Origin of the sequence: Sedimentitalea nanhaiensis DSM 24252, from assembly GCF_000473225.1 — a bacterium.
Taxonomy (GTDB): domain Bacteria; phylum Pseudomonadota; class Alphaproteobacteria; order Rhodobacterales; family Rhodobacteraceae; genus Sedimentitalea; species Sedimentitalea nanhaiensis.
This window is the reverse complement of record NZ_KI421509.1, coordinates 4056336-4080829: the sequence shown is the minus strand read 5'-3', so window position 1 is coordinate 4080829 and position 24494 is coordinate 4056336. Positions and strand designations below refer to the sequence as shown.

18 protein-coding genes and 5 pseudogenes are annotated in these 24494 nt (G+C 59.1%); 12 read left to right on the top strand and 11 right to left on the bottom strand.

Annotated features, from left to right (window positions below; all coding sequences use genetic code 11):
• Window positions 1-2: 2 nt before the first annotated feature.
• The 9 genes and pseudogenes from NANH_RS0122195 to NANH_RS26915 all read right to left on the bottom strand — a co-directional run bounded on the left by NANH_RS0122195 (window position 3) and on the right by NANH_RS26915 (window position 8891).
• Entirely contained in the window at window positions 3-773 is a 771-nt protein-coding gene (locus tag NANH_RS0122195; RefSeq protein ID WP_027264014.1) for an SDR family NAD(P)-dependent oxidoreductase, read from the bottom strand.
• Window positions 774-845: 72 nt separating this feature from the next.
• Window positions 846-2675 (bottom strand): PHA/PHB synthase family protein, encoded by a 1830-nt coding sequence (locus tag NANH_RS26925; protein WP_081710514.1) that lies wholly within the window; start codon window positions 2673-2675, stop codon window positions 846-848.
• A 487-nt stretch (window positions 2676-3162) separates the two neighbouring features.
• A pseudogene (locus tag NANH_RS29450) lies at window positions 3163-3342 on the bottom strand (cytosine permease); the annotation flags it as partial.
• 332 nt (window positions 3343-3674) lie between these two features.
• Complete coding sequence (comE, locus tag NANH_RS0122175) at window positions 3675-4229, bottom strand: sulfopyruvate decarboxylase subunit beta (RefSeq protein WP_027264013.1); 555 nt, start codon at window positions 4227-4229, stop codon at window positions 3675-3677.
• The gene (comD, locus tag NANH_RS0122170; RefSeq protein ID WP_027264012.1) at window positions 4226-4732 is read right to left on the bottom strand and encodes a sulfopyruvate decarboxylase subunit alpha; all 507 of its coding nucleotides are present in this window, start codon (window positions 4730-4732) and stop codon (window positions 4226-4228) included. The genes comE and comD overlap by 4 nt, the downstream gene beginning before the upstream one ends.
• The gene (locus NANH_RS28165; RefSeq protein ID WP_074920804.1) at window positions 4704-5093 is read right to left on the bottom strand and encodes a universal stress protein; all 390 of its coding nucleotides are present in this window, start codon (window positions 5091-5093) and stop codon (window positions 4704-4706) included. Before NANH_RS28165 ends, comD begins: the two co-directional genes overlap by 29 nt.
• A 198-nt stretch (window positions 5094-5291) precedes the next feature.
• The gene (locus tag NANH_RS29000; RefSeq protein WP_027264010.1) at window positions 5292-5570 is read right to left on the bottom strand and encodes a hypothetical protein; all 279 of its coding nucleotides are present in this window, start codon (window positions 5568-5570) and stop codon (window positions 5292-5294) included.
• 213 nt (window positions 5571-5783) lie between these two features.
• Window positions 5784-6515, bottom strand: coding sequence for an HPP family protein (locus NANH_RS26920; protein ID WP_081710513.1), 732 nt, complete (start codon window positions 6513-6515; stop codon window positions 5784-5786).
• A 762-nt stretch (window positions 6516-7277) separates the two neighbouring features.
• Window positions 7278-8891, bottom strand: coding sequence for a calcium-binding protein (locus NANH_RS26915; RefSeq protein WP_051372551.1), 1614 nt, complete (start codon window positions 8889-8891; stop codon window positions 7278-7280).
• A 318-nt stretch (window positions 8892-9209) separates the two neighbouring features.
• Between NANH_RS26915 and NANH_RS0122140 the strand changes: the two genes are divergently transcribed.
• The 7 genes from NANH_RS0122140 to NANH_RS0122105 all read left to right on the top strand — a co-directional run bounded on the left by NANH_RS0122140 (window position 9210) and on the right by NANH_RS0122105 (window position 18867).
• Window positions 9210-10865, top strand: coding sequence for a hypothetical protein (locus NANH_RS0122140; protein ID WP_027264009.1), 1656 nt, complete (start codon window positions 9210-9212; stop codon window positions 10863-10865).
• 238 nt (window positions 10866-11103) lie between these two features.
• Window positions 11104-11997, top strand: a complete 894-nt coding sequence (locus NANH_RS27605) for a phosphatase PAP2 family protein (RefSeq protein ID WP_051372550.1) — start codon at window positions 11104-11106, stop codon at window positions 11995-11997.
• A 1-nt stretch (window position 11998) separates the two neighbouring features.
• A complete protein-coding gene (locus tag NANH_RS0122130; RefSeq protein ID WP_027264008.1) occupies window positions 11999-13984 on the top strand; it encodes a S8/S53 family peptidase in 1986 nt (661 codons plus the stop codon).
• 362 nt (window positions 13985-14346) lie between these two features.
• Window positions 14347-14697: a hypothetical protein gene (locus NANH_RS28725; protein ID WP_139236634.1), complete on the top strand. Its 351-nt coding sequence runs from the start codon at window positions 14347-14349 to the stop codon at window positions 14695-14697.
• 167 nt (window positions 14698-14864) lie between these two features.
• Window positions 14865-15758, top strand: coding sequence for a helix-turn-helix domain-containing protein (locus tag NANH_RS0122115; protein ID WP_027264006.1), 894 nt, complete (start codon window positions 14865-14867; stop codon window positions 15756-15758).
• Between the two features lie 167 nt (window positions 15759-15925).
• Window positions 15926-17599, top strand: coding sequence for a flavin-containing monooxygenase (locus NANH_RS0122110; RefSeq protein WP_051372549.1), 1674 nt, complete (start codon window positions 15926-15928; stop codon window positions 17597-17599).
• A gap of 80 nt (window positions 17600-17679) precedes the next feature.
• On the top strand, window positions 17680-18867 hold the full coding sequence (locus NANH_RS0122105; RefSeq protein WP_027264004.1) for a serine hydrolase domain-containing protein: 1188 nt from the start codon (window positions 17680-17682) through the stop codon (window positions 18865-18867).
• Window positions 18868-19366: 499 nt separating this feature from the next.
• Here the strand turns inward: NANH_RS0122105 and NANH_RS0122100 are convergent.
• Together NANH_RS0122100 and NANH_RS0122095 are read right to left on the bottom strand one after the other, a co-directional pair.
• Window positions 19367-19648: pseudogene (locus NANH_RS0122100) on the bottom strand (transposase); the annotation flags it as partial.
• Window positions 19649-19878: 230 nt separating this feature from the next.
• Complete coding sequence (locus tag NANH_RS0122095) at window positions 19879-20169, bottom strand: hypothetical protein (RefSeq protein ID WP_139236632.1); 291 nt, start codon at window positions 20167-20169, stop codon at window positions 19879-19881.
• A gap of 376 nt (window positions 20170-20545) precedes the next feature.
• Here NANH_RS0122095 and NANH_RS29910 point away from each other — a divergent pair.
• The 5 genes and pseudogenes from NANH_RS29910 to istA all read left to right on the top strand — a co-directional run.
• Window positions 20546-20689, top strand: a pseudogene (locus NANH_RS29910) (IS481 family transposase); the annotation flags it as partial.
• A gap of 146 nt (window positions 20690-20835) precedes the next feature.
• Window positions 20836-21494: pseudogene (locus NANH_RS29435) on the top strand (ISKra4 family transposase); the annotation flags it as partial.
• A gap of 266 nt (window positions 21495-21760) precedes the next feature.
• Window positions 21761-22780, top strand: coding sequence for an AraC family transcriptional regulator (locus NANH_RS0122085; RefSeq protein WP_161631380.1), 1020 nt, complete (start codon window positions 21761-21763; stop codon window positions 22778-22780).
• A 120-nt stretch (window positions 22781-22900) separates the two neighbouring features.
• Window positions 22901-23830: pseudogene (locus NANH_RS26905) on the top strand (GMC family oxidoreductase); the annotation flags it as partial.
• Between the two features lie 113 nt (window positions 23831-23943).
• Window positions 23944-24494 (top strand): IS21 family transposase (gene istA / locus NANH_RS26900; protein WP_154665591.1); only part of this gene is annotated, 551 nt, incomplete at its 3' end.

The window sequence follows — 24494 nt, the reverse complement described above, 5'->3', positions numbered from 1 at the left end:
AATCAGCCTGCGGCCATACCGCCATCGACCGGGTATTGCGCCCCGGTGATGAACGCCGCATCGTCCGAGGCCAGGAACAGGACGAGATTGGCGATGTCGGCACTCTCGCCATATCGGCCCAGCGGAATGGCCGCCTGAAGCTGCTGTTTCACCACCGCGCCATGACCCGGATTGAAACCGTCCTCAAGCGCGCGCATCATCCGGGTGTTGACCGGCGAGGGATGGATGGAATTGACCCGGACGTTGTGCGGGGCAGCTTCGATCGCGGCAGCTTTGGTCAAACCCACAACCGCATGTTTGGACGCAATATAGGGCGCGAGATTCGGACTGCCTTTCAACCCGGCGATGGACGACATGTTGATAATGCTGCCCGATTTTCGTGCAATCATGTGTGGCATAACATGTTGCAGCCCCAGAAATGTACCGCGCACATTGACGGCCATCACCCGGTCGAAATCATCGATACTCTGATCAATCAGCGGGGCAACCTTGCCCTCGATCCCGGCATTGTTGAACAATACGTCGATCCGCGCAAACCGGTCGAGTGTCGTCTTGACATAACCAGCACTGCCGTTGTCTGACGACACGTCGGCAGCGATGGTCATCACCTCGCCAAGACCACCTAATTCACCTGCCGCTGTGGACAGGTCATCTTCGTTCAAATCCACCAGGGCGACTTTGGCGCCAGCGTGCAAAAACAGCCGGGCGGTTTCCAGCCCTATGCCCGCCGCACCACCGGTGATCAGGGCGACTCTATTCTTCAGCCGTGCCATTTTGGTGTTCCTTTCGTCGGCTTTTTCATGCTGACGCCTCTGTGCTCGCGGTCATACGACGGGATTTCACACCTATTTCTGCACGACATAGGTTCCCGGTGCGTCCGTCAGGGTGGCGAGCCCCGCGTTTTCGTTCCCAATAGACGGCGGTGCTTTGGGTGCCCCCGACCGCCCGTCCAGCCACGACACCCAGTCCAGCCACCAGGAGCCGTCTTTTTTCGGGGTTCGTGCCGCCCAGCTTTCAGGATCGACATAGTGGTCATCGTGGCGTGCCGTGGCAATCTGATAGCTGCGGTTCTTGTGGCCGGGCTCAGACACGATGCCGGTGTTGTGACCGCCGCTGGCGAGCGCAAAGGTCAGGTCCGTATCGAGATACAGATGCATCTTGTAGACCGATTTCCAGGGGGCCACGTGATCCTTGGCCGTGCCCACGGAAAACACCGGAACCCGGATGTCGGTCACGGAAATCGGTCGCCCCTCGACAAGAAAGCGCCCTTCGGTCAGTTCGTTGTTCAGAAAAAGCGACCGGAGGTATTCCGAATGCATCCGGAACGGCATGCGTGTGCCGTCGGCGTTCCAGGCCATCAGGTCGAACATCGCCGTTTCATCGCCCATCAGGTACCTGTGAAGGATCTGCGACCAGACCAGATCCACGGACTTGATCATTTGAAAGGCCCCGGACATCTGGGTCGTATCGAGATATCCCTGATCCCACATCATGTCTTCCAGGAACGTCAGCTGGCTGTCGTTGATAAACAGCTGCAATTCGCCCGGCTCGGTGAAATCGATCTGCGAGGCGAAATAACTGAGCGTTGCGAACGGATCGCCGCCGTCGCGACCGATTGTTGCGGCCGCAATTGAAAGCAACGTGCCGCCGAGGCAATACCCGACGCCGTGGATTTTCTGGCCCGGCACAATGCCCTGCACCGCGCCGATTGCATCCATGACGCCCATCTTGCGGTAATCGTCCATCCCCAGATCGCGGTCTTCGGCATCCGGATTACGCCACGAAATCATGAACACCGTATACCCCTGATCGACCAGGAACTTCACCATCGAGTTTTCCGGCGAAAGATCGAGGATGTAGTATTTCATGATCCATGCCGGCACGATCAGGATGGGCTCCGGCCTGACCGTTTCGGTGGTCGGCGTGTATTGGATGAGTTCGATCAGGTGGTTGCGATAGACCACCTTGCCGGGCGTCACGGCAACCTCATGGCCGGGCCGGAACGCTTCGGCCCCGGCGGGCGGCTTGTCGTTTTGCAGGCGGTCCAGATCGTCGAGCCAGTTCCGAAAGCCGCGAAAAAGGTTCTGGCCTCGCTCTTGGCGCGTCTTTGCCAATGCTTCAGGATTGGTGAGCAGGAAGTTAGACGGCGAAAAGGCATCCAGGATCTGCCTTGACGCAAACTCCATGACGTTTTCGTGCTGACGGGTAACGCCGCGCACATCGGTGGTGACATTGTGCCACCACTGTTGGTTCAACAGGAACCCCTGAGAAATCACGTTGTAGGGCCATTTCTGCCAGGCCTCATCGCGAAATCTACGGTCTTGTGGCAGCGGCTCGATACAGGGGTCGAGACCGGCTTGTGCCCCGGCACATGTCATTGCAAAGCGCGACAGCCGCAGCCATTTGCCAAATGCCTTTTGCGTGATTTCGATCTGCTTTCCGGGAGATGTCGCCAGATGCGCCATCCAATCCAGATAAGCCCCGGCAAGTGCCGCAGGCGACACGCCCTTTGTAAACCGGGCCATTCCGGCATGGGTCGCCCGATCTAGAAACTCCGTGACAGATCGGCTGCTGACCTCGTTGCATCTGTTATCCTTGATCGGGTCAGGGGCAGATCCATTCTGCCTCGGTCCATCGTGCCGATCGACATTTGTCTCTGCTGGTCCGTGGGCCATGATTTCAACTCCGCAAGCCTGATATCGCTTTACTGGCAGCAGTAATAATTGCCTTGATGTCGATCAATTCGGGGGCTGCAAACCAAAGACGCTTTGACGTAATGGGAGAGTTCAACCCGATAGAACGCGGAAACGGATATTCGCCGCTGCGGGGATAAACGCCTGAAGAGATTTCTTTTTTCAGACCTTTCAGATTATCATGGAACGCCCGGCCTGGGGCTTTTGTTTGGGCTTCGCCGAGAGCCGGTCACTCGGGCCGTGAATGCGGCGCGCTGCAGGCCTGAAGAGCTGCCTCGACCATCGTATGCCACGGCACTCCCCACGTCTCACGGCCATGGATCGAGGCACCAATTCCCATAATTCTGCGCACAATCCGTGCCGCCTTCCTCTCCTGGCCGAGACCGGGTACGGAATTGTCCGGGCACCGGCGGGCTTCCCTCTTTGCCCCGCTCAGCCTGTTCAGACTCGCTGGAGCCAGGCTGGCGTATCACCAGATGCTCGAAAAGATCAGCGCCATCACCACGCCGATCACCATTGCGATGATCGCGGCGGGATCGACACACCTATAGAATCCGCTCTCGTTGTAAAACCTGTCGATATCCGGCGCCTGACGTCGCAACACATAATAGTCGACGACCAAGATCGTGAAAACTGGGCGCAGGACTACAAAGTACGCCTGGTGAACAGGCTTAAACCCGCAGCCGACTTATCTTTGACCAACTCTCGCGGAAACGTGCAGGATGCCGCAAGCGGACGATGACCGCCGGTTTCTTGAAGCCAATCTTGAACGTTTTGTCAGCGTATATGCTGGCACCACCACGTTATTCAGGATGTTCGCGGTCACCTGAGCGAAGGCGATGAACAGCAATATGAACAACCCCGTCTATTGCGGATGCCCTCTTCGCAAATTTTGAGGCAAAGAGGCCATGATGAGCAGCAACAAGTTCAGCGACGATTTCCGCGGGTGCGTCCATCAGGCGGCGCGCTCACAAGCGCGCATCATTTCGCAACGGCTTCCATGAAACGGTGGCGAATGACAACCGGGTCCATCGTGATGACGGGCACCTTGATATTGCCGCTGTCACACTTGCAGACCAAAATCGTCATTTCGTTGTTGTCGATGGCCTCCTGTAACACGGGGCCAAGGTCTTTGGCCTGCACCTCGAACACGTTATCGCAGCCACATGCCCTGGCCACAGCCGCCAGCGAAGTCTTGCGCCCCGCATAGGTCGGTTGATCGCCGGTAGAGCCGTAGGATCCGTTGTCGATAATCAGCAGTGTGTAATTGCCGGTCGCGTTGTTGGCGATTGTGGGCAATGTGCCAAGGTTGGTCAGAACAGAGCCGTCGCCGTCAATCGAGATGACAGGCTTGTCCTGTGCCAGCGCCAGACCAAATCCGATGGATGATGACAATCCCATGGTGCCAAGCATGTAGAAATTGGTCGGCTGGTCATCGATCATGTGCAGCTCTTGGCTGGGCAGGCCGATGTTACAAACGACGAGGTGGTCGCGGATAATGGGTGCGATTTCACGCAGAATTTCGGAACGGATCATTGCTCGCCGTAGCCTCCCCAAAAGTTGGCGTCAGTCAGGATCGCCACGGGTTTGTTGCACATGAAGGTGTATTTGAGGATGTTGTCGAACTCCTCGACATCTTTCTGCCAATGGAAATGATAGGTCGGGATGTTCATCTGGGCCAGCAGCGCTTTGGTGTGCACAGCCATCTCGACCTGACAGGCGACCGGCTCTCGCAATTCACCCCGGTAGGAGATGATCATCGGCAGCGGCATGCGGTAAAACTGTGTCAGCGTGGCGAGCGTGTTGATGGTCACGCCAATGGCGGTGTTCTGCATGATGATTGCAGGGCGCTTGCCGCCCATGAAGGCACCGGCGCAGAGGCCCATGCCTTCGTCTTCCTTGTTGGCGGGAATGTGAAAGATGTCGTCGCGTTGCTCGATTTCGTCGATCACACCGGCCAGCTGTTTGCAAGGAACTGTGGTGACGAAAGATACATCGTTGGCGACAAGATCATCCGCGATCTTTCTGTGGATGTTCATCCTGGGATTGCCTTTCTTGGGTGGCACCGATGAGCGCTTTGGTGGGTTTAAGAACCGAGGTCGACGTGTATGCATGGCGTATGACGCACGATGCCGTCGAGCCGCGAAAATAGTCGCTGAGCCCGGGTTTGCGGGCCCCGTTCACGATGCAATCTATGGTGTTCGCATTCGCGTGGTTGATGATCGCGCGCGCGGTGTGTCCAGACACGATCTCGGTGGAAACGCCTTCGAACTCTTGTACCTTTTCCTGGGGTTCGTGGTGCGCAGGCCCGAAAGCCTTTCTAACGGTGTCTTCATCGCGGTCGGCCCGTACCGAGACTCGGTGGTCAAGCGCCAGCGGGACCAGAGATTTTCGATACATCTTCGTTCTCCGCTAGGGACGACGGGCTGCACCCAGGGTGTCGGGATGCCTCTCGGCGCCGCATGGGGCACGTCCGTCGTTTTCTAAAGGCGTCGGCTCCATCTGACAACGCGCGTGTTTCGACCCGCTCCAAGACACCCGGCGGTGCCAAAGCAGAGATTGCTTCATGGCTGGCAGAATGTCCAACGGCGCCAACGATCAATTCATGGGTCGCATTGTTTGGGACGACAGCGTTTTGCTGACACGGGTCCACAAGAAAAGCACGGTGGGCTTGGTTCGCCTCGACAATTGTATGTCGCTGACGTCCATCGCGCCAAACGCCAGGGTCCCTGCCAGCCCAAACGCGCTGCCACCGATCGCCGGTGTGCGTATGTCCCGCCCCTTTGGCAGCGCCTCCAGTGCAAGCCGTACAGCGTGCCAACTGACAGCCAAGGGTTCGGCCAATACGGCCTTGCCCAGGGAGGCATTGTCGGTCACGGTCGCCGCCCTTGAAGCGTCTGAGCATAGGAAAGCTATGGCCTCTCCATGCCTTGCATCCGATCATTGAGCCCGATGCAGATCTGGCCGGCGTTGCGCGCGATCCGGCTCCCGCCTTTTTATTTCATTTCAGGCACATGCGCCCGGATTGTAAAGAACAGGCCGACAGATTGATCGCCTGGGTTTGATCCCGGCTATCAGCGGTCACGGCTGTCAGCCGCCGCACTTTCCCCTGGTGGAGATTTGTGGCACGGGCCTGAGATTGACGGTATCGAAACGGTGATTTTCCGCCTCCCGGTCCGCAGCTACAAGCAGCCGTCCGAGATCTGTCACACCGATGTTCGAAGCTTGTCGGTAGTCATGCAGAAGCGCCGCCAGTTCGTCTGCGGAAAGGCCCAGCCGGACCTCGTCGCCCGCCTGTCGAAACGGGTAGACACGCCCGCTCAGCCGGTTGAACAGGATTGCTGACATGACCAGAAGCGCTGTCATCGCGCTAACCGGTACGAGGGCATAGAGGAAGCCCGTCTCCAGGACCGGGACAGGGTCGAGGGCGGCCAGCAAGGCGACCGCGCCGCCCGGCGGATGTAGGGCACGGGCAAACATCATTGCGAAAATGGCCAACCCCACGGCCAGAGGTGCGGCCCATGGTCCGGAATAAACCGACAAGACACCCACCGCGATCAGGGCAGAGAGCGTATTCCCGACAACTGCGGACCACGGCTGGGCGAGGGGCGCGTTTGGAGCCGCAAAGACGAGGACGGCCGTGGCTCCGAGAGGCGCGATCAGGGCAAGATGTGGCGCGTGATCGCTCGGGAAGGCAGACACGAGGAACGCGCAGAGACCGATGCCGAAGCACGCACCGAGAGCGGCGCGCCATGCGTCTGGTCCGGTTGGCTGGGGAAGCACCGGAAGGAAGCCTGAAAGATGGAAACGCCTTGTATGCATCAGGAGTCGCCTGCCTATTGATTACTTGCGGGCCTGAGTGCTTGAAGTATGTGCGAAATGCAAACTGTGCTTGCGCAATGACGAATGCCGTCAAGGCTAATCCGTCCTATTATTGGCCCTCACACTGGAACGGTTTCCCCGCCATAGCCCATGTTCTTGACTGCGCGATGTGGCTGAAGCGTTCTCACGAAGTAAATCATCTTTTTTGCCCCGGGACGAAGTTGGCCGTCATGGCCGGCTGGCCCCCGTGACCACCGCGATGGTAGCATACTCAATCACGCAAACGAACCAGAACCTCCAATGCTCATCCCGCTCTGACGTCCCATTTTATGTGACGGCGGACAGGCGTGCCGATCGGGTCTTCGGGCCTGATGAAACTCTTATCTTACGCAAAGGCCGCGGCTTCGTCGCGTATGCATGGCCTGGATGGAACGGGCATCTTAAACCATTAAAGTCATTGAATTTTATATGGAGAAATGAGTTCTATTTTTCAGATTTGAAATCGTCTGATTTTGATACGCGATGCTTTCGCTTCGGGATCCCTGCACGGGGATGAGCGTTGAATTTGTGGGGCATTTACGGCATCCTGATGAAATCAAACGGCGGCCAAACCCGTCAATTTCAGATCCATGCAACAACGCTCATCCCAAAGCTGTTAAATTACGGGAGTTGTACCGAGAGCCCGCCGATATCTACAGTCTAACTCCTGCAAAGACGTGGGGCGGCACAAGTCCCTAAATGAGTTCTGCCGCCTCCTTGCCGTTATGCGACGAACAGGAAATCCTGACCGCCGGCGTTGATGTCGATGCTTATCGCATCCTCCAGCACCAGGTCGCCGGTCCATCCTTCGAACCGCAAATCGCCCGTGTAGAAAAAGCTATTGCCGTCAAAAACGAGCGCATATTTGTCGACGGTCCAATTGTCATCGGCTCCGCTGATGAACCCGTCGCTGTTGGTGTCCAGGTCGGCCACGCTGTCAATGACATCACCGTTTGCCCCTCTGGCACCGAGGAACCGCAATATGTCCTCTTGATGGGTGAAGTCGGTGATCGTGGTGACGTCGCCAGCGGCCGAGGCAAGAGACGCAGCATCAAAGACAAACGTGTCGGCATTATCGCCACCCGTCAGTTCGTTGTTGCCTTCGCCCCCGCGCAACACATCTGCGCCGGCACCGCCGTTCATGACGTCATCACCGTTTTCCCCATACAGGTCGTCATTGCCGTCATGCCCGAACAGGCGGTCATTGCCGGAGCCACCGAAAAGATCGTCGTCACCGTCATTGCCGTAGAGGTTGTCGTCACCGCCCCTGCCGCGCAGCCAGTCGTTGCCGTCGCGGCCCCATATGGTGTTCTCTCCATTGGTACCGGCGACCTGGTCGCGGCCGCTGCTGCCGTTGTAGTTTTCGATGCTGACCAGTGTCTCGGTTCCGCCAACGGTCAAATTGGTCGCGGTCCCGTTGATCAGGTCCACGCTCCAGCGGTGCGCGCTGTAGGAATTGTCAACCGTATCGACGCCGGTGCCACCGTGCAGGATGCCGTCGGCACCGAAGCCTCCGCTGAGGATGTCGTTGCCGCTGCCGCCGTACAGATAGTCGACACCGTTTTCACCCCAAAGCCGGTCATTGCCTGCACCGCCGAACAGGCTGTCATTGCCGTCACCGCCAATCAGATAGTCGGCACCGTCGCCACCACTCAGGACATCGGTTCCATCTTCGCCATAGAGCCGGTCATGTCCATCCTGCCCATACAGCCGGTCATTGCCCGCGCCGCCCCTGAGCGTGTCATTGCCTGCTCCGCCTTCCAGGCGGTCGGCACCGTCACGACCATATAGCCGGTCAAAGCCGTCACCGCCATAAAGCCTGTCATTGCCCCCGCGGCCGTCGATGTAATCGTTGCCGTCATCGCCACGCAGGGTGTTGCTGCCACCGGTGCCATAGATCCGGTCGTTGCCGCGCGAGCCGATCGCGCTTTCGAAACTGCTGATGGTTTCCGAGCCGGGCGCGGACAGGTTGTTCGCAGTCGAGGCTGCCAGGTCGATCCGGAATGCATTGCTGGTATAGCTGTAGTCGATGGTATCATGACCCGACCCGCCATCAAGCACGGAATCCTGGTCGAACCCGCCGCGGATCGTGTCATTGCCCGCGCCGCCATAGATCCGGTCGACGCCGTTGCCTCCATCAATGACATCGTTGCCGGACCCACCGAAGATAAGGTCGTTGCCGGCCCCGCCATTGATCACGTCGTCTCCGCCTCCGCCACGGAGGGTATCGTTTCCGTTATTGCCGTTGATCGTGTCATTGCCGCCGTAGCCGAAGATATTGTCGGCGAAAGGGGTGCCGGTCAGAAGATCGGCCAGTGGGGTACCAAAAATATTCATCGTTCATATCCTTCAAGAAGTGTTTCGTCAGAACATTTGACGCCAGGATATGTTGAGGTGTGAGGCGTCAGACGGACGTCAGATGGGTGTCAACTGACTGTCAGGCTGGTGTGCGCCATGTGAAAAATGTTGGGGGAAACGGCGTTTTGGTGGCGATTTCCTGCTTTGCGCAACAACGCGCGCTTGCTGACGCCGTGTATGGATCTATGCCTGCGCTTGCTATCAGAAGCGATCTGGCGCAACCTCAAAGTGCATTTTTACAACTCGTCGCTCTGCTCTAACTAGATTAGTACGTGTACAAGAACTGAACATGACGCCATGTCCGAATGTCTCGGAACATATCTGGTTGTGCGCCTGTTCGGCGCGCTCTCCATTGGGTTTTCCGATGGGTCGCAATTGCGGATTCCAGGCGGCCGGCAAAAAGCACTGGTCGCCTTGCTGGCTTCGGCCCCGGACATGCGGCGCAACCGCGCTTGGCTTATCGACAAGCTTTGGTCGGACAGCGACCCTGTGCGCGGACGTGCGAACCTGAGACAGTTGTTGCACGCGGTCAAACAAACGTTCGGAGCGGAGTTCCAGGACCTGTTTGAAGTTGCCACGGATACAATCGGGCTAAGACCGGGATGCGTCGAGTTGAGGGGCAACCCGGAGGATGGGGAGTTGCTTGAAGGCTTTGATCTTGCGCAGGAAGGATTCGAGGACTGGTTGCGCGATCAGCGCCAATCGGTCGCGGGCCGTGCCGCGTTGTTCGCGCAATCTGTGCCACAGCCGACGCAAACGGTGTTGCCACGCATTGTAGTTTGGCCGTTTGGGGAGATCGCGCAAGCAGCTCGAAGCGGCATTGGGGACGCGCTCGCACACGAAATCACGTCGGGTTTTGCGAGATCTCAACTTATCGACGCTATTTCGCATTTTTCGGCGCGTGCGGTTGCGGACGGTCACGGTGCGCCGATGTCTTCCGCGGACAGCCTGAAAGCAGACTATGCGGTCACCGGTCAGTGCAGACAGATCAATGACTCGCTGACTGTCAGCGTGACGCTCTATGACCTGACCGCGCAAAGGGCAATCTGGTCCGACACGCACAAGATCGGGTTCCGCGGCTTTCTGGCTGGCGACGATACGCTGGTCGGGCATGTCGTGGGACAGTCGCTTAGGTTGATCATGTCCCGATCGGTGGCGGCAAGCGTGACAATACCCCTGCCGCGATTGCAGGCGCACAGTCTGATGATGTCGGGCGTTTCGCTGATGCATGCGTTTGAATATCCATATTTCCGACGCGCCGAGGCCCAGCTACGCGAGGTTGCTCGACGCTGCCGCGGTCATTCAGAACCCTTGGCCTGGCTTGCTCAGTGGCATCTTCTGCGGGTTTTTCAAAAGTGGAGTCCGGACCCTGAGGAGGACCGGCGACAGGCGCGCGCGGCCATTGCGGCCGCACTGGATCTTAACCCGGTCTGCCCATTGTCTCTGGCCATCGACGGTAACATTCATACGATCCTGTACGGGGATTTCGAGAGCGCGGCGCGGCGCTTTTCTGCGGCGCAAGCGATCAATCCAAGCAGCGCGATGATCAACCATCTGGCCTCGGTCCTTGCGACGTTTCGCGGCGAAGGCACCGAGGCTGTCAGGCTGACAGAGCGCGCCTATGCGCTGTCGCCGCGCGATCCCCGGCAACCGTTTTTCCAGACGCTCAGCGCCGGTAGCTATGTTGTCGGCGGGCGTTATGGGCAAGCCGTGGAAATGGCCGAGGCGTCGCTGCGGCGTAACCCCAATCATCTGTCTGCGCATCGCTGCCGGGTGATCGGACTGCAACTTGGCGGGCGCGAGGTCGAAGCGCGCACCGCCGCAGCCGAACTGCTGCTGGTCGATCCGGGCCTGACGGTTAGCAATTACTTGCGCGATCATCCTGCTGGTCAGAGCGATCTGGGTAACAGGTTGGGCGATGCGCTGAAAAAGGCCGGTATTCCGGCCAACTGAACATTTAGACGAAGGATATCGAACCGTGCCAATTCTGCAGTCTCTCCAGAGCCTTCAATCCCTTCAATCGCTGCAATCCTTGCAGAGCCTGCAAAGCCTCCAGTCGCTGCAATCGCTTCAAAGCCTGCAAGGCACGCCGGCCAGCCCGATGGGGCTGCTCACGGCAAGAGATGGGATTGTCGGTCCCTGGCAAGGCACTATTGATCCGCCTAAACGATCACCGGGTGCGGCAGAAAACATGCGCGCGTGGCCGGACTGGTGCGGGCAGGTTGTGCTGAACAATGAAATCCTGTCGCGACTGACCTACAGCTTCGACCCTGTCGAAGGTGCGGCGATTGTGCATCTGCTGGATTTCAGGAACCCAGAACAGATCGCGGTGGTGCCGCTGGCGCGGCTGATCGCGCCCGAGGCCGAAGACTTTGCGATTCAGGCACGGATCGTGAATGATTATGCCGATCTGCGTCCGGACCGGATGGCCGAAGTCACCGATCAGGCGGCTGGAACACTGGGCTATTTTGCGCGGCTTATGCCGCTTGACATGGGGCGCATGCCGCTGACGCGGCATGTGCTGGGACTTGCGCAGGATTGCGCGCTGCACGTGGCGCAGCATTGCAAGCATCTGCTGGCATGTCGGCGCCCCGATGCGCTTTCGTCGCAGATTCAGCCGATGATCCCGACCCCGGGACACAGCACCCTGCCCAGCGGGCACGCCACCGAAGCCTTCGCCATTGCGGGCGCGCTGCAGCGGCTGGTTCCGCTTGAGTTCAAAACCGAAGATCTTGACGCGAAACTGATCCACATGGCGGCCCGTATCGCTGTCAATCGCACAGTGGCCGGAGTACATTTTCCCGCTGACAGCTTTGCCGGGGCGGTGCTGGGATTTGCGGTTGCAGATGTGATCGCGCGCCGCGCAGGGGATCCCGGCGACATCTTTGCGGTCCGGTTTGACGGGCGGGGCATTCGGCATGCAGATTTTTATGCGTCGCGCGTCTGGAAAGACGCACAACGGCAGGATTTCACGACAGATGATGGTGTCGAAATCACCCGTTTTCTACCTGACTCGATCGCTACGGATACCTCAGGTATTCTGCGCTGGCTTTGGACAGAGGCGCGACAGGAATGGAGCCGGTGATATGGCTTATCAATGGCTCTCGGAACAAGAACTGGACGCCCGCGCGGCCGATTTGCAAATCGCCCCGCACCCGGCACTGGAACCTGTCAGCGCATGGCTTTTCCGGCAGCACAGCCCGTTCTTGGCGGCTGGCGGGCTGACAGAGGCTGAGGCCTCTCTCTATTCCATGGCAATTGACGGCGATGGGTTTGACGCTTCGGCAAATGGTGCTTTCAAGGCCAGGGAGGTGCCGGGCGTTCAGGGCCGGGCCGGCTCTGGCCATTTGTTCAGCGATGCCTTTTTAGGACCGTTGCTGCGTTCGATCAAAGACGATATCGATGATCCGAGTGTCTATGTTCTACCCGTTCCGGCAGATGGCGTTTTGCGCGACGCGGACCTGGGGGCGCGGAATGGGTTAGGCGCGCCATCGGACGATGCGATGCGCAGTCCGGATGCGGCACCGCCCCGGGCCGTCATCGGAATCATCGATCACGGTGTGAATATCTTTCACCAGCGTTTTCGCTCTGGCAGGACGGCAAGTCGCGTGGCCTTTGCATGGTTGCAGGGGGCGCAGAGTCAGGGCCAGCTTCCGTTTGGTGCAGAGTGGCATCGCGGCCAGATAGAAGCAGCGCAGATCGAAGCGGGGGATGACGAGGACGCACTGCTGCGCCAGATCGGGGCGGATTTCGAACGCCCGGGGTTTCGGCCGCTTGCGCAACGCACAAGCCATGGCACGCATGTTCTGGATCTGGCCGCGGGAATGGATCCGTTTGACCCGGTAGGTGCGCGTTATCCGATCATTGTCGTGACCTTGCCACCCGAGGTGACACGGGAAACCTCGGGGTCCATGTTGGCGCTGCCGTTTGTCCTTGGGCTAGAGTACATTCTAGACCGGGCGCGCTGGCTGACGTGCGGACACGGCGTGCCCCCTCAGGTCTATGTCAATTTCAGCTTCGGACTTTCCGGGGGGCCGCGCATGGGGGGGCATCAGCTCGAGAAAACCGTGCATCGGTTGGCGGCGCGACATGTCGAAAAGACGGGTGCTGATCGACCGCCAGTGGTCGTCGTGGCTGCGGGAAATCGCAACATGGCGCGGGGCCATGCCCAAAGCCTCCCCTGCGCCAAGGAATTGTCGGTAACATGGCATATCCAGCCTGCCGATCCCACCTCGAACTTCCTCGAAATGCGCATCGTAGCCGAACGCGGTTCCATAGACGGTGTTGATTTTTGCCTGACCCCTCCGGGACAATTGCAACCGCTGTGTGCAAGACTGTCTGTCCCAATCGAAGACCCGCTTGAGGGGCCACAACTCCTGGGGCTGAATACCTCCCTGATAGGGCGGGTGTCCGCACGCCAGGTCTCCGGGCGCGTGACGATTCTGACACTTGCCCTGGCTCCCAGCGATCCGGGGTCAACGGGCGGCACTGCCGCACCCGCAGGAGATTGGCAGGTATCAGTTCAAGTGCCAGGCGCGACGCCGGACCGGATCGATGCCTATGTGCTGCGCGACGATGTCCCCTATGGATTTCGCGATGGCGGGCGGCAAAGCTATTTTTCCGATCCCGGCTACGTCGATCGGGACGAGCAGGGTCGGCCCGTCACCGAGGATCCCGCAGGAGCCCCCAGCCTCATCCGGCGGGCGGGAACCGTCAATGCCATCTCGACGGGCGAACGCCACATTGAAAATACACGAGTTCTTTGGGTCGTCGGTGGGTATGTTGGGCTGGACGCGACCGGCCAGTTGCGCGCTGCGGACTATTCGGCGGCCCCGTTGGACGATGGCGTCGAACAGATCGACGGCAGCGCGCAGAGCGAATTCTCGAAGGTCCTGCCTGGCGTTCTGGCTGCCGGAACGCGATCCGGATCGCGGGTCCTTCTTAACGGTACCAGTGTTGCCGCTCCTCAGATGGTTCGACACCTGGCAATGGGACAAGGTACTTTGAGACCGCCTTCAGACAACGCGCAGAAAATTCGTCTTGGACAGTCGGTGTTAAGTCTCAGGACCTGAAAAGAGGGCGCTGGCCAGAGAGAGCTGCTTGAGGCGGAATGGTCCGCCCCCAGCGAGCGGTTCGTTTCGAATGTTTGTGCATGGTCGGCGTCTGGCGATAGCCTGGCTCTGCTCGGATTTGGCATCCTTGACCGGCAGCGTGTCGTTTTTCTCTTGCGGATCGGTTTGGGCGAAGTTGCAATACATGGTGCCGGTATCCGGTGCCATCGGCGAGAAACGCTCGGGAAAACCCGTGGTGGCGATCTCGATACGGCGCTGACCCCGATCGCAGCGGATCCGCGCGCAAGAAGGCCAGATCGAATGCGGAGGGAGAACGGACGCTGTAGGCTGCGTCCTTGAATTCTTTCGGCAATGCAGGACGTATGAAAGGTTCCACGGGATCGGCGGCGCACAACAGTTGGGATCCGGAGCGTTACGTCTGGTGGCGGTTTACTGTGACCGTCCTGCCCGAAGTCGGGCGGTTTGGAGGCCTCAGCAGATTGCGCCTGCGCGCAAGCCGCAACAAGCTTGGCGCTTCTTTATGTGCACCAGGTTTATGTGTACGAGGAAAGTTGCCGCACGTATTTGCGGCAATGGGTTGCGCCCGCATGTCTGCGGACCTGATGAGCCATCCTCAGAAAATCACTGCCATGATCGTCCTCCACGACTTGATCGAGGGTCGCCGAAAAGCAGAAAAGGAGCCCCAAGGCCTGCATAATATCTCTCTCGATTGACTCGAAAAATCTATGCCACTATCTTTTTTGGCTACGCGAAGAGGAGACCGGACTGCGACTTCGGCATCCGGCACATACGAATACGAGAGTCACTGGCGGGGACCGCTCGCGCTGGAGCGGGTATTTCTTGGATCTGTGAGGAGGAGACGATTGTCGATGCGCGGGCGATGACGCAACAAAACGCGGGCCTCATAGATCCGGACAACCTTTCGGATTGGGTGCCCGGCAAGGTCCTGTGCGAAAGCAAAGGACTTGCCTGGAAAGATGTGTCGCAACGCACCTACCGCTATCACGGGCAGGACGTGGAAATTCCGCCGATGGATGCCTTCATGATTGTCCAGTACCGCAAGGGCAGTACGCCGATGGATCGTGAGTTCGATGGCCATTGGACGCGGACGAAATGCGCTCCCGGCCATTTTTCACTGCTATCGCGGTCGATGCAATCGCACTGGAACTGGACCGAGGGGCTGATTGTTTCGCACCTCTACCTGACAGACGGGTTGATGACCCGCGTGGCACGCGATGTGCAGGGGCAGGATGTCAAGCAAGTCGTCTTGCATGATGTGTTGCAGGGGGCCGATCCTGTGGTCAACCATATCGCGGATCAGCTGACATCCGAGGCTGCGTCGCGGGGGCCCGCCGGATCGCTCTATGCAGAGGCGCTGTCTGTGCAATTGGCCGTGCATCTGCTGCGCAACTACGCATCGTTTGAAACGCGCCCTGCGCCCGGGTTGGCGGGGCTTTCGCAATCCGATCTCAACCGTCTCGAAGACTATATCGAGGCCCATCTTGCAGAACCGCTGGCGCTGGACGATCTGGCAGACATGCTGGGAATCGGAGTCTGGACACTGAACCGCCACCTGCGGGCCAGTGTCGGGAAATCCGCATATGCCTTTGTCCAGGGCAAACGGGTGGACCGTGCATGCGCCATGCTGCGTGAACCGCACCGGGCTCTCAAAGATATCTCGGCCGCGTGCGGTTATTCGGATCAGGCCCACATGACGCGCAGTTTCCGCAAGGCGATTGGGGTCACACCCGGGCAGTATCGCAAGGGTCTGTGACCCGGCCCTTGTCCGGATTGTTCAAATCTTCCCCCTGAAATGTGCAAGACAGACCCTGCCTGATCCGGCAGGCTCAGAGCGTGTCGCTGTTCTGGACCGTGAGGCCCCATAGCGCGACACACCGAACGACCGCGAAGAGGCGGACATCACACTCTGGGAGGAGATCTATGTTAGATTCGACACAAACTGCCGTTTCGGCGGGCCGAAAAACTGTGCCTGCTCAACTGGATGCGCTGGTTATCGGCGCAGGCGTGGCGGGACTCTATCAACTGCATCAACTGCGCGAGCTGGGCCTGAAAGTCCATGGTTGCGACGCGGCTGGAGATGTGGGGGGGACATGGTATTGGAACCGCTACCCCGGCGCGAAATTCGACAGCGAGGCCTATATCTACCAGTATCTCTTTGATGAAGGCCTCTACAAGGGGTGGACATGGAGCGAACGCTTTCCCGCACAACCCGAGATCGAGCGCTGGTTGCATTACGTCACCGACAGCCTGAATCTGCGCGACAGCCTGTCATTCTCGACCACCGTCACCAACGCCACCTTCAACGAAGATACCGGCCGCTGGACGGTCGAAACCGATCAAAGGGACGTGATCGATACGCAATACCTTGTCTGTTGCACCGGCATGTTGTCGGCCCCCTTGCAGGATAGGTTCCCCGGGCAGGCTAGCTTTGAGGGGGATATCGTGCACACGGCGCGTTACCCGCGCGAAGGGCTGGACATGGCGGGGAAACGCGTTGGCGTGATCGGCACGGGCGCCACCGGCATCCAGGTGATTCAGACCATCGCGCCGGAGGTCGACCGACTGACGGTTTTTGTCCGCACGCCACAATACGTTCTGCCGATGAAAAACCCGAAATACGGACCCGAAGAAGCTGCATGGTACAAAGGGCGGTTCGAGGAATTGCGCAGCAACCTGCCGCATCATTTCGCCGGGTTCGAGTACGATTTCGAAAACACATGGGCCGACCTGACGCCCGCTCAACGCCACGCCGTGCTGGAAGAAATGCACGCCGACGGATCGCTGAAGCTCTGGCTGGCGTCGTTCGCCGAGATATTCTTTGACGAGGCGGTTAGTGAAGAAGTGTCAGAGTTCGTGCGCGAAAAGATGCGCGCACGGCTGAAGGATCCGGCGCTGATCGATATTTTGGTGCCCAAGTCCGGCGACTATGGTTTTGGCACCCACAGGGTCCCGCTCGAAAGCAACTATCTGGAGGCCTATCTGCGCGATAATGTGCAGGCGGTCAGCGTCCGAGACAATCCGATCGCCGAGATCGTCCCCCAAGGCGTCAAGCTGGCGGATGGCACGGTCCATGAACTGGACGTGATCATCATGGCGGTGGGCTTTGACGCGGGCTCTGGCGCGCTCACCCGGATCAACATCACCGGGCGCAATGGCATGACCATCCGCGACGAATGGGCCAAGGACATCCGCACCACGATGGGCCTGATGAAATACGGCTTTCCCAACTTCTTCATGACCGGCGCGCCGCTGGCGCCCTCGGCGGCACTTTGCAACATGACGACCTGTCTGCAACAGCAGACGGAATGGATTGCGGGCTGCATCGGATATATGCGAGACAGTGGCCAGGACATGATCGAACCCACCCTTGAAACAGAAGACGCATGGGTCGCGCATCATGACGAGACAGCAAGCGCCAACCTGATCTCGAAAACCGATTCCTGGTACAACGGAGCCAACATCGAGGGCAAACCGCGCCGCGTGCTTTCCTACACCGGAGGTGTCGGCACATATCGCGCCAAGTGCGAGGAGATCGCCCGCAGTGGCTATGCATCCTTCGCGCAGACCCGGGTGAAGGCCCCGCAATCGGCCTGAAATCCCAGACCGGTGCCCGGCTTTTCATTCTCGCCGACAAGTCCAGGCACCCCCGACACAGACATTACAGGAGCAATTCCATGACACTTCCCTTCAACGCGGACACAATTCTGCTAGACACCGTCTCGACCGAGCCGGGCGTCCCCGGTGTCGTCGCCATGGTCACGGACCGTGACAGCAACATCTACGAAGGCGCGGCCGGTCTGCGCAGCACTGACGGTGATGCGGCGATGACGACCGACAGTGCCTTCGCCCTCTTCTCGACGACCAAGGCGATCACCGCGACCGCCGCCTTGCAACTGGTCGAAGAGGGTAAACTGGACCTCGACGCCCCGGCCGGCACCTATGCCTCCGACATCGGCAAGTTGCAGGTTATCGAGGGTTTCGACACCGCCGGAGAGCCGATCCTGCGGGCGCCCAAACGGGCGGTGACGACGCGTGATCTGCTGCTGCACACAGCCGGTTTCGGCTATGATTTCTTCAACGAGACCTACAAACGTCTGGCCGACGAAAAGGGCCAGCCCAGCGTGATCACCGCGTCCAAGGCCGCGCTCATGACACCGCTGCTCTTCGACCCCGGCGAAGAGTGGATGTACGGCGCCAACATGGACTGGGCCGGGCAGGTTGTCGAAGGTATCACGGGCAAGCGTCTGGGCGAAGTCTTTCAGACCCGGATCTTTGACCCGCTGGGCATCGAAGACATGACCTTCGAGCTCAACGGTGGCTTGCGCTCCCGCCTCGCCGGGATGCACGCCCGCGGCGAGGACGGCGCTCTCACCCCGATGGAGTTTGAACTGCCCGACACGCCAGAGGTCCACATGGGCGGTCACGGTCTCTATGGCACGGTGGGCGACTACATGCGCTTCATCCGCATGTGGCTGAACGACGGCATGGGTCCGCATGGCCGCGTCCTGAAGCCCGAGACCGTCGCCATGGCCGAAAGGAACCACCTCGGCGACAAAAAGATCGGTATGTTGCCAGGGGTCATCCCAAGCCTGTCGAATGACGCCGAGTTCTTTCCGGGGCAGTCCAAATCCTGGTCCTTCAGCTTCATGGTCAACGACGAGGACGCGCCGACAGGCCGCCCCGCAGGATCGCTTGGCTGGGCGGGGCTTGCGAACCTGTTCTACTGGATCGACCGAAAAAACGGCTACGGCGGATTCTGGGCGACACAGATCCTGCCCTTCGCGGATGCCGCTTCTTTTTCCGGCTACATGAACTTCGAAAGCGCTTTTTACGCCTCGTTGAAAGCGGCAAAAGCTGCCTGAACATGATAGTCGACCGCCGGCTTACCGGCGGTCGATCTGATTTTCTGTTTACGCGCTCTTTCATTTCGCGTTTCCCGTGGCTTTTTGGAGACCAGTTTCATTCATCGACGCTCCTAACCGACAGTATTTTCTGCCGGTTTTCTGCGGATGTGATCAAGGCTTGTCTCACGAATGCGCCATGCAACCCACGATGCAAGCTTTGAGCACGTTTTTGTCGGTCTCTGCGTCATGGAGCGATACCGCCGAGACGTCCCGCTTGTGGGTCATGGCCAGCTCGACATTGAGCGCGGCCAGCCACGCGTCGATATCACCGATAAACTAAACGCCGCAGTTAGATCTAAGCCACCGCTCCTCTTGCGTCTCCGTCGCTTTTGCCCGTCCGATATATCCTTATCGCCACGCCAGATCAGACACTTTCGATCTGCGGGGTGGATGACGGTCTGCTTGCTATCAAAAGAGGTGGTCCTGGATATTCGACCAGTTTGCAGCCTATCTATGCGGCATCGCTCATCGCGGTCTTTTCTTCGCTGCGTTCGGCGGCCAGCCCGGCCATCGTCCCGGTGAAAACACCTCTGTCGTGCCATCGCTTCCAACGATCATACAGGGTCTTCTGGGGTCCATACTCTTTGGGCGCATCCCGCCAACGCAAGCCATTGCAATCGATCAGGATAATGCCGCCCGGCACGCGCCGATCATCGACGCAGGGCTTGCCGTGGGACTTCGGGAAATAAGGCTCAAGGCGCGTCATCTGCGCATCGCTCAGCCAGAAGATATCAGACATGTCCCCGCTCGTGTGCGAACCGTGAGACATGCGGCGCGGCGCAAACCAATGGGTCCTGACCCTGGTGGATGCGCAGTCATTGGCAGCGTTGAGATTGCAAACGGCCCCGCTGACTTTGGGCCTGTCCCAGACGCAGCGGTCCAGCTTACGCGTTGCGGCCATTCGTGCGGGCTGCAGCATTCCCAGAAACAACTCAGAATTACTCCAGACACCCGATAGATCGATTAGCGCTAAACGTCCGCCACGACTTCGCCCTTCATCTCCCCGGTCATCCGCGCCATATCCTCTTTGTGGACTGAATTGCGAACCTCGTCGATCTTCAGCTCGGCTGTGTCCCTTGTTCTCTTGTCCGGCCATTCTGTAATCGCGGCGCTCGTCCGTTCGCTGGTGCGTATCACTGTGATGCGGCTTGCCCCAAGACTCTTTAGCGCGGGCAGGCGTTTTTCCTCGATCGCGCGCAGAGAAATATTGTAGTCGGTTCCGTCGGCGATCTCCCAGGTGGTGATTGTGATGTAACGCATATTCCCCTCCTTCGGTTGCGGTTTCATTCTAACATAAAAACGGACAATATGACTTGTCTGAACCGCCCCGGGTTTACCGGAGAGGGTTTGGTTCAATAGTTAGGCGTTTGATCCCATGGTTTGATGGTGCGATCCATTCGCGGGAATGGAAGGATGCATTATGGGACAAGCCCGTCACGGCTGCGCCACGCACTGTTACCCGGCAGGCGATTTGCAAAGGCAAATCTGCCGGGAGGGCACGCACGCCATCCGAGCAGCCATACAGCGATCCACTGCCCGGCAGGGCATTGCGCAGCGATGGCGCGAGAGGGGCGCTTTGACCGCGGCGTTGAGCCGGGAGCTTGGCATCAACGTCAAGACTGTTGCGAAATGGCGGACTGACAATGGCGTCCAGTTTGCGGAACAGCCTCGGAATCGGAACGCCATCTATTCCAGACCAATGCGGTTCGACATGATCTGTGAAACCAATGGGATCGAGCACCGGCTAACAAAGCCAAACCATCCGCGGACCAACGTCCAGTTCGGGGGTGGGCACAACCTGGGGGTCTTGAGCTAAGGTGTCGCGGCTTATCAATTACTGGAGGCCGCCATGGAAGTCCGGATTATCGTCGAAACGACTGCTGAGAAGGGGGAAAGCGGACACACGAACTTCGCCGTCTCAGTCTCGGCGTTGCGCCCCTCGCCGCCACCTCGCCTGCCTCCCAATTTCGGCGCGATTTGGGCACCCTCGGGTGGGACGGTCGGCGTCCCGTCACCGTGATTTCAGACGGGGAGGCCGCGCTCCCAAACCTAATCCGCGGCGCAACCAATGGAAAAGTGCGGCACATCCTTGATTGGGGCACATCTCGATACGGGTTCAGCATATTGAGAACGCAATCAGGGGGCTAGTTCAGGCCGAGAGCTTCCCAGGAATGCCCGTAATCTTCACGAAACCGGCTGAGAGTTTGCGATGGAATCTTTGGCACGGCAAAATCCAGACCGCTGGCACCGATCTTCAATGGCGGATTGCCGATTGTGCAAGGTTTTCAAAAGCAGACCCCGCGATTCGCGAAGCGGCATCGAGGGCCTTGGCGCGGTGCTATAGCCTCTCCAGCTATCTCGCTAACAGCATGGAATCATTGACCAACTGCGGTCGGCGAGATCGCCAAGGCCTGCCGATCTCGACTTCCCGTGCAGAAGGCTGTGTCGATGACACCGGCAACGCTCGCATGGGGAAATGTCGCCGGATGAGATGGTCGCCTCGCGGAGCTCACAATGTGGCCGTCACCCGAGCGGCCGTTCTTGATGGGCGTTTGTCAGTTTCAAACGCCAAGATAGCGGCATGAGACCCCCAGGTATTGCCCACTCCCCTTTCGGCCTCGAACCGGGGTCAAAGAGCGATCTCGGCGTAGCCGAAGCCGTCGATCAGATATTCCTTGTGCCTTCCATTTCCCCAGATGGTTGCGCCGTAAGCAGAGTGCGTCCGGCCGGTTATATCGAGGCGTGGCGATGAACGCGTGCGTGCCGGACGCCAGTACCCGGGTCATGGGGCGGCGTTGCTATTCCTTTTGCAATCTCCGCCTTGCAACTTATTCTTTGTGCCATGAGAGACATGTCAGGCCAGAGATCGCCCGGTAGTTTGCGCATTCTGTGCGAAGCGGCGCCCGATTACGGCGTCACCGCCGAGGCGTGCCTGGCGGGGACAGGGCTTGTCGCCTTTGATCTTTACAGCGAACATACCCATGTTCCGCTCGAGCAGGAGCTTCGTGCGATAGGGAATTTTCTCAGGCTCGCACCATACCGTCCGGGGCTGGGGGTCGAGATCGGACGGCGGTTCCGGCCTGAGGTGTTTGGGATATGGGGCTACGCCATCCAGAGCAGCCCGACCTTTCGTGCGTGCCTGCGGACAGCGAGAGCCTTCGCCAACCTGTCGTTCATAATTGCGCCCCTCGATCTGGACGAACGCGGCGACCCGCCGCGGCTGATCTTTGACATCGGAAAATTGCCGACCGGGCTCAAAGGTTTCGTGCTGGAACGACAGCTTACCATCGTGGCCGGTTTCAGCACCTGGCTGATGCCGGATTTCCCCCTATCGAAGCTCACGCTCCAGACAACCCTGAATACGCCCGAACTTGCGGCCGCCATTGAAAAGATGCTTGGCATCGCTGTAACGCTCGATTGCGCTAGGGACGCACTCGAACTTCCCGGCGCCCTGATGGATGAGCCGTTGCCCCGGCATGATCCGGCAGTCATGGAGCAATGCCTGCGCCAGTGCCGTCAGTTGCTGAAGCAAGAGGACTCCGGCGATCTATACTGGACCTCTCGGGTGCGCGAGGCGGCATTGACCGGGATAGAAGGCGATCACACCGTAGGATCGGTTGCCACGAGGCTCGGCATGACGGAACGGACATTGCGCCGACGTCTCTCGGATGAGGGCACCAGTTTTCGGAAAATTCTTCTGGAGAGCCGTTTGGCGATCGGCCACGAGCTTTTGAAAACAGCGGGAATGGACGTGTCATCGGTTGCCTGGCGGATCGGGTATTCCGAGCCTTCGAGTTTCATTCGCGCTTTCACGAAGGAATTTGGGTGTTCGCCGGGCAGTATGAAGCAACGGGTTTCCGGGGCGCGGTAAGATACCACCGCGAGGCCCGCACGGATCGATTTCATGGCCGAAAATATCAATTTATTGTCCGCCGCTGCTCTTCCATGCGGCGCCCAACTTCTTTTCAATACTGGGAATGAGGGAGGTACCATGAAGTTTGACCATGTCATCGTCGGAGGGGGATCCGCCGGGGCGGTTCTGGCCAACCGGCTGAGCGAAGATCCCGGCACCCGCGTGTGCCTTCTGGAGGCCGGTGGCCCCGGGACCGGCATTTTCTATCGGATGCCCGCTGGCGCCGTGGCCGTTGTGCCGAACAAGCCTTTCAGGCTGGGCAACTGGGCCTTTGAGACCGTGCCGCAGAAAGGGCTGAACGGGCGCCGGGGATATCAGCCGCGCGGCAAGGTGCTTGGTGGGTCTAGTGCTATCAACGCCATGCTTTATGTGCGTGGACAGCGTCAGGATTACGACACCTGGGCCGAACTGGGCTGCGATGGCTGGGGCTGGAACGATGTACTTCCCTATTTCATCAAGGCGGAAAACAATGAACGCGGCACCGACGATCTGCATGGCGCAAACGGGCCGTTGCAGGTATCGGATCAGAAGGAACCGCGCCGGATCAGCCGCGATTTCGTGACGGCGGCAACGCAGCTTCAGCATCGCGAAACCCGCGATTTCAATCGGGGCGACAACGAAGGGGCCGGCCTTTATCAGGTGACGCAATTCCACGACAAGGACAAGAACGGCGCGCGCTGCTCGACCGCCACGGGCTATCTGTTTCCCGTCATGGAGCGCCCCAACCTGAAGGTGATTACCGGGGCGCACGCCAAGGAACTGATCCTGGATGGCAAGCGCGTGACCGGTGTGATCTACAAGATGAACGGACAGGGACAGGACATCGCCGTCAATGCCACGCGTGAGGTCATCCTCTGTGGCGGCGCGTTGAAGTCGCCGCAGATCTTGCAGGTGTCCGGTATCGGCGATCCCGGGGATCTGACCAAACATGGCATCAAGGTTCGCCATAACCTGCCGGGTGTCGGCAAGAACTTGCAGGACCACCTGGATTTCACCCTGTCCTACAAGTGTTGATTGTCACTGAGAACTGACCCGGCAACTGCAGAAATTGTCATTGAGAATTGACCCATGTGCAACCTTGCCCCTGCTTGATTCAGCTGGGGGCTATTGGAGTGGTAGACATGGGATTTTTGAGGGTCATTCGGAAATGGGCGCTGCGAGACAAGATGCCCATTCGCGAGATTGCGCGGCGAACAGGCGTGTCTCGCAACACGATCAAGAAATATCTGCGGGCCGGGATTGTCGAACCCGAATTCCAGAGACCGGACCGGCCGAGCAAGCTGGATCCGTATGCTGAGAAGCTGACAGCTTGGTTGCTGTCTGAGCAGCGCAAAACACGCAAGGAGCGGCGGACTGCCAAGCAGATGCATGCCGATCTGGTGCAGCTTGGCTTTGATGGCTCATATGAGCGGGTCGCGGCCTTTGTGCGGGACTGGAAGGGTGAACGGCAACGCGCGTATCACACGACTGACCGCGGGGTCTTCGTTCCGCTGGTGTTCCAGCCTGGCGAGGCGTTTCAATTCGATTGGAGCGAGGACTGGGCCTATGTTGGCGGCGAGCGGATCAAGCTTCAGGTCGCCCATATCAAGCTGTCGCACAGCCGCGCCTTCTTGGTGCGGGCCTATCTGCTGCAAACGCATGAGATGCTGTTCGATGCCCACTGGCATGGCTT

Excerpts from the sequence above, each read along its gene's own strand:
- NANH_RS0122195 (WP_027264014.1), bottom strand. The coding sequence starts at position 773 with ATGGCACGGCTGAAGAATAGAGTCGCCCTGATCACCGGTGGTGCGGCG.
- NANH_RS26925 (WP_081710514.1), bottom strand. The coding sequence starts at position 2,675 with ATGGCCCACGGACCAGCAGAGACAAATGTCGATCGGCACGATGGACCG.
- comE (WP_027264013.1), bottom strand. The coding sequence starts at position 4,229 with ATGATCCGTTCCGAAATTCTGCGTGAAATCGCACCCATTATCCGCGAC.
- comD (WP_027264012.1), bottom strand. The coding sequence starts at position 4,732 with ATGAACATCCACAGAAAGATCGCGGATGATCTTGTCGCCAACGATGTA.
- NANH_RS28165 (WP_074920804.1), bottom strand. The coding sequence starts at position 5,093 with ATGTATCGAAAATCTCTGGTCCCGCTGGCGCTTGACCACCGAGTCTCG.
- NANH_RS26920 (WP_081710513.1), bottom strand. The coding sequence starts at position 6,515 with ATGCATACAAGGCGTTTCCATCTTTCAGGCTTCCTTCCGGTGCTTCCC.
- NANH_RS26915 (WP_051372551.1), bottom strand. The coding sequence starts at position 8,891 with ATGAATATTTTTGGTACCCCACTGGCCGATCTTCTGACCGGCACCCCT.
- NANH_RS0122140 (WP_027264009.1), top strand. The coding sequence starts at position 9,210 with ATGTCCGAATGTCTCGGAACATATCTGGTTGTGCGCCTGTTCGGCGCG.
- NANH_RS27605 (WP_051372550.1), top strand. The coding sequence starts at position 11,104 with ATGCGCGCGTGGCCGGACTGGTGCGGGCAGGTTGTGCTGAACAATGAA.
- NANH_RS0122130 (WP_027264008.1), top strand. The coding sequence starts at position 11,999 with ATGGCTTATCAATGGCTCTCGGAACAAGAACTGGACGCCCGCGCGGCC.
- NANH_RS28725 (WP_139236634.1), top strand. The coding sequence starts at position 14,347 with ATGAAAGGTTCCACGGGATCGGCGGCGCACAACAGTTGGGATCCGGAG.
- NANH_RS0122115 (WP_027264006.1), top strand. The coding sequence starts at position 14,865 with ATGACGCAACAAAACGCGGGCCTCATAGATCCGGACAACCTTTCGGAT.
- NANH_RS0122110 (WP_051372549.1), top strand. The coding sequence starts at position 15,926 with ATGTTAGATTCGACACAAACTGCCGTTTCGGCGGGCCGAAAAACTGTG.
- NANH_RS0122105 (WP_027264004.1), top strand. The coding sequence starts at position 17,680 with ATGACACTTCCCTTCAACGCGGACACAATTCTGCTAGACACCGTCTCG.
- NANH_RS0122095 (WP_139236632.1), bottom strand. The coding sequence starts at position 20,169 with ATGCGTTACATCACAATCACCACCTGGGAGATCGCCGACGGAACCGAC.
- NANH_RS0122085 (WP_161631380.1), top strand. The coding sequence starts at position 21,761 with ATGTCAGGCCAGAGATCGCCCGGTAGTTTGCGCATTCTGTGCGAAGCG.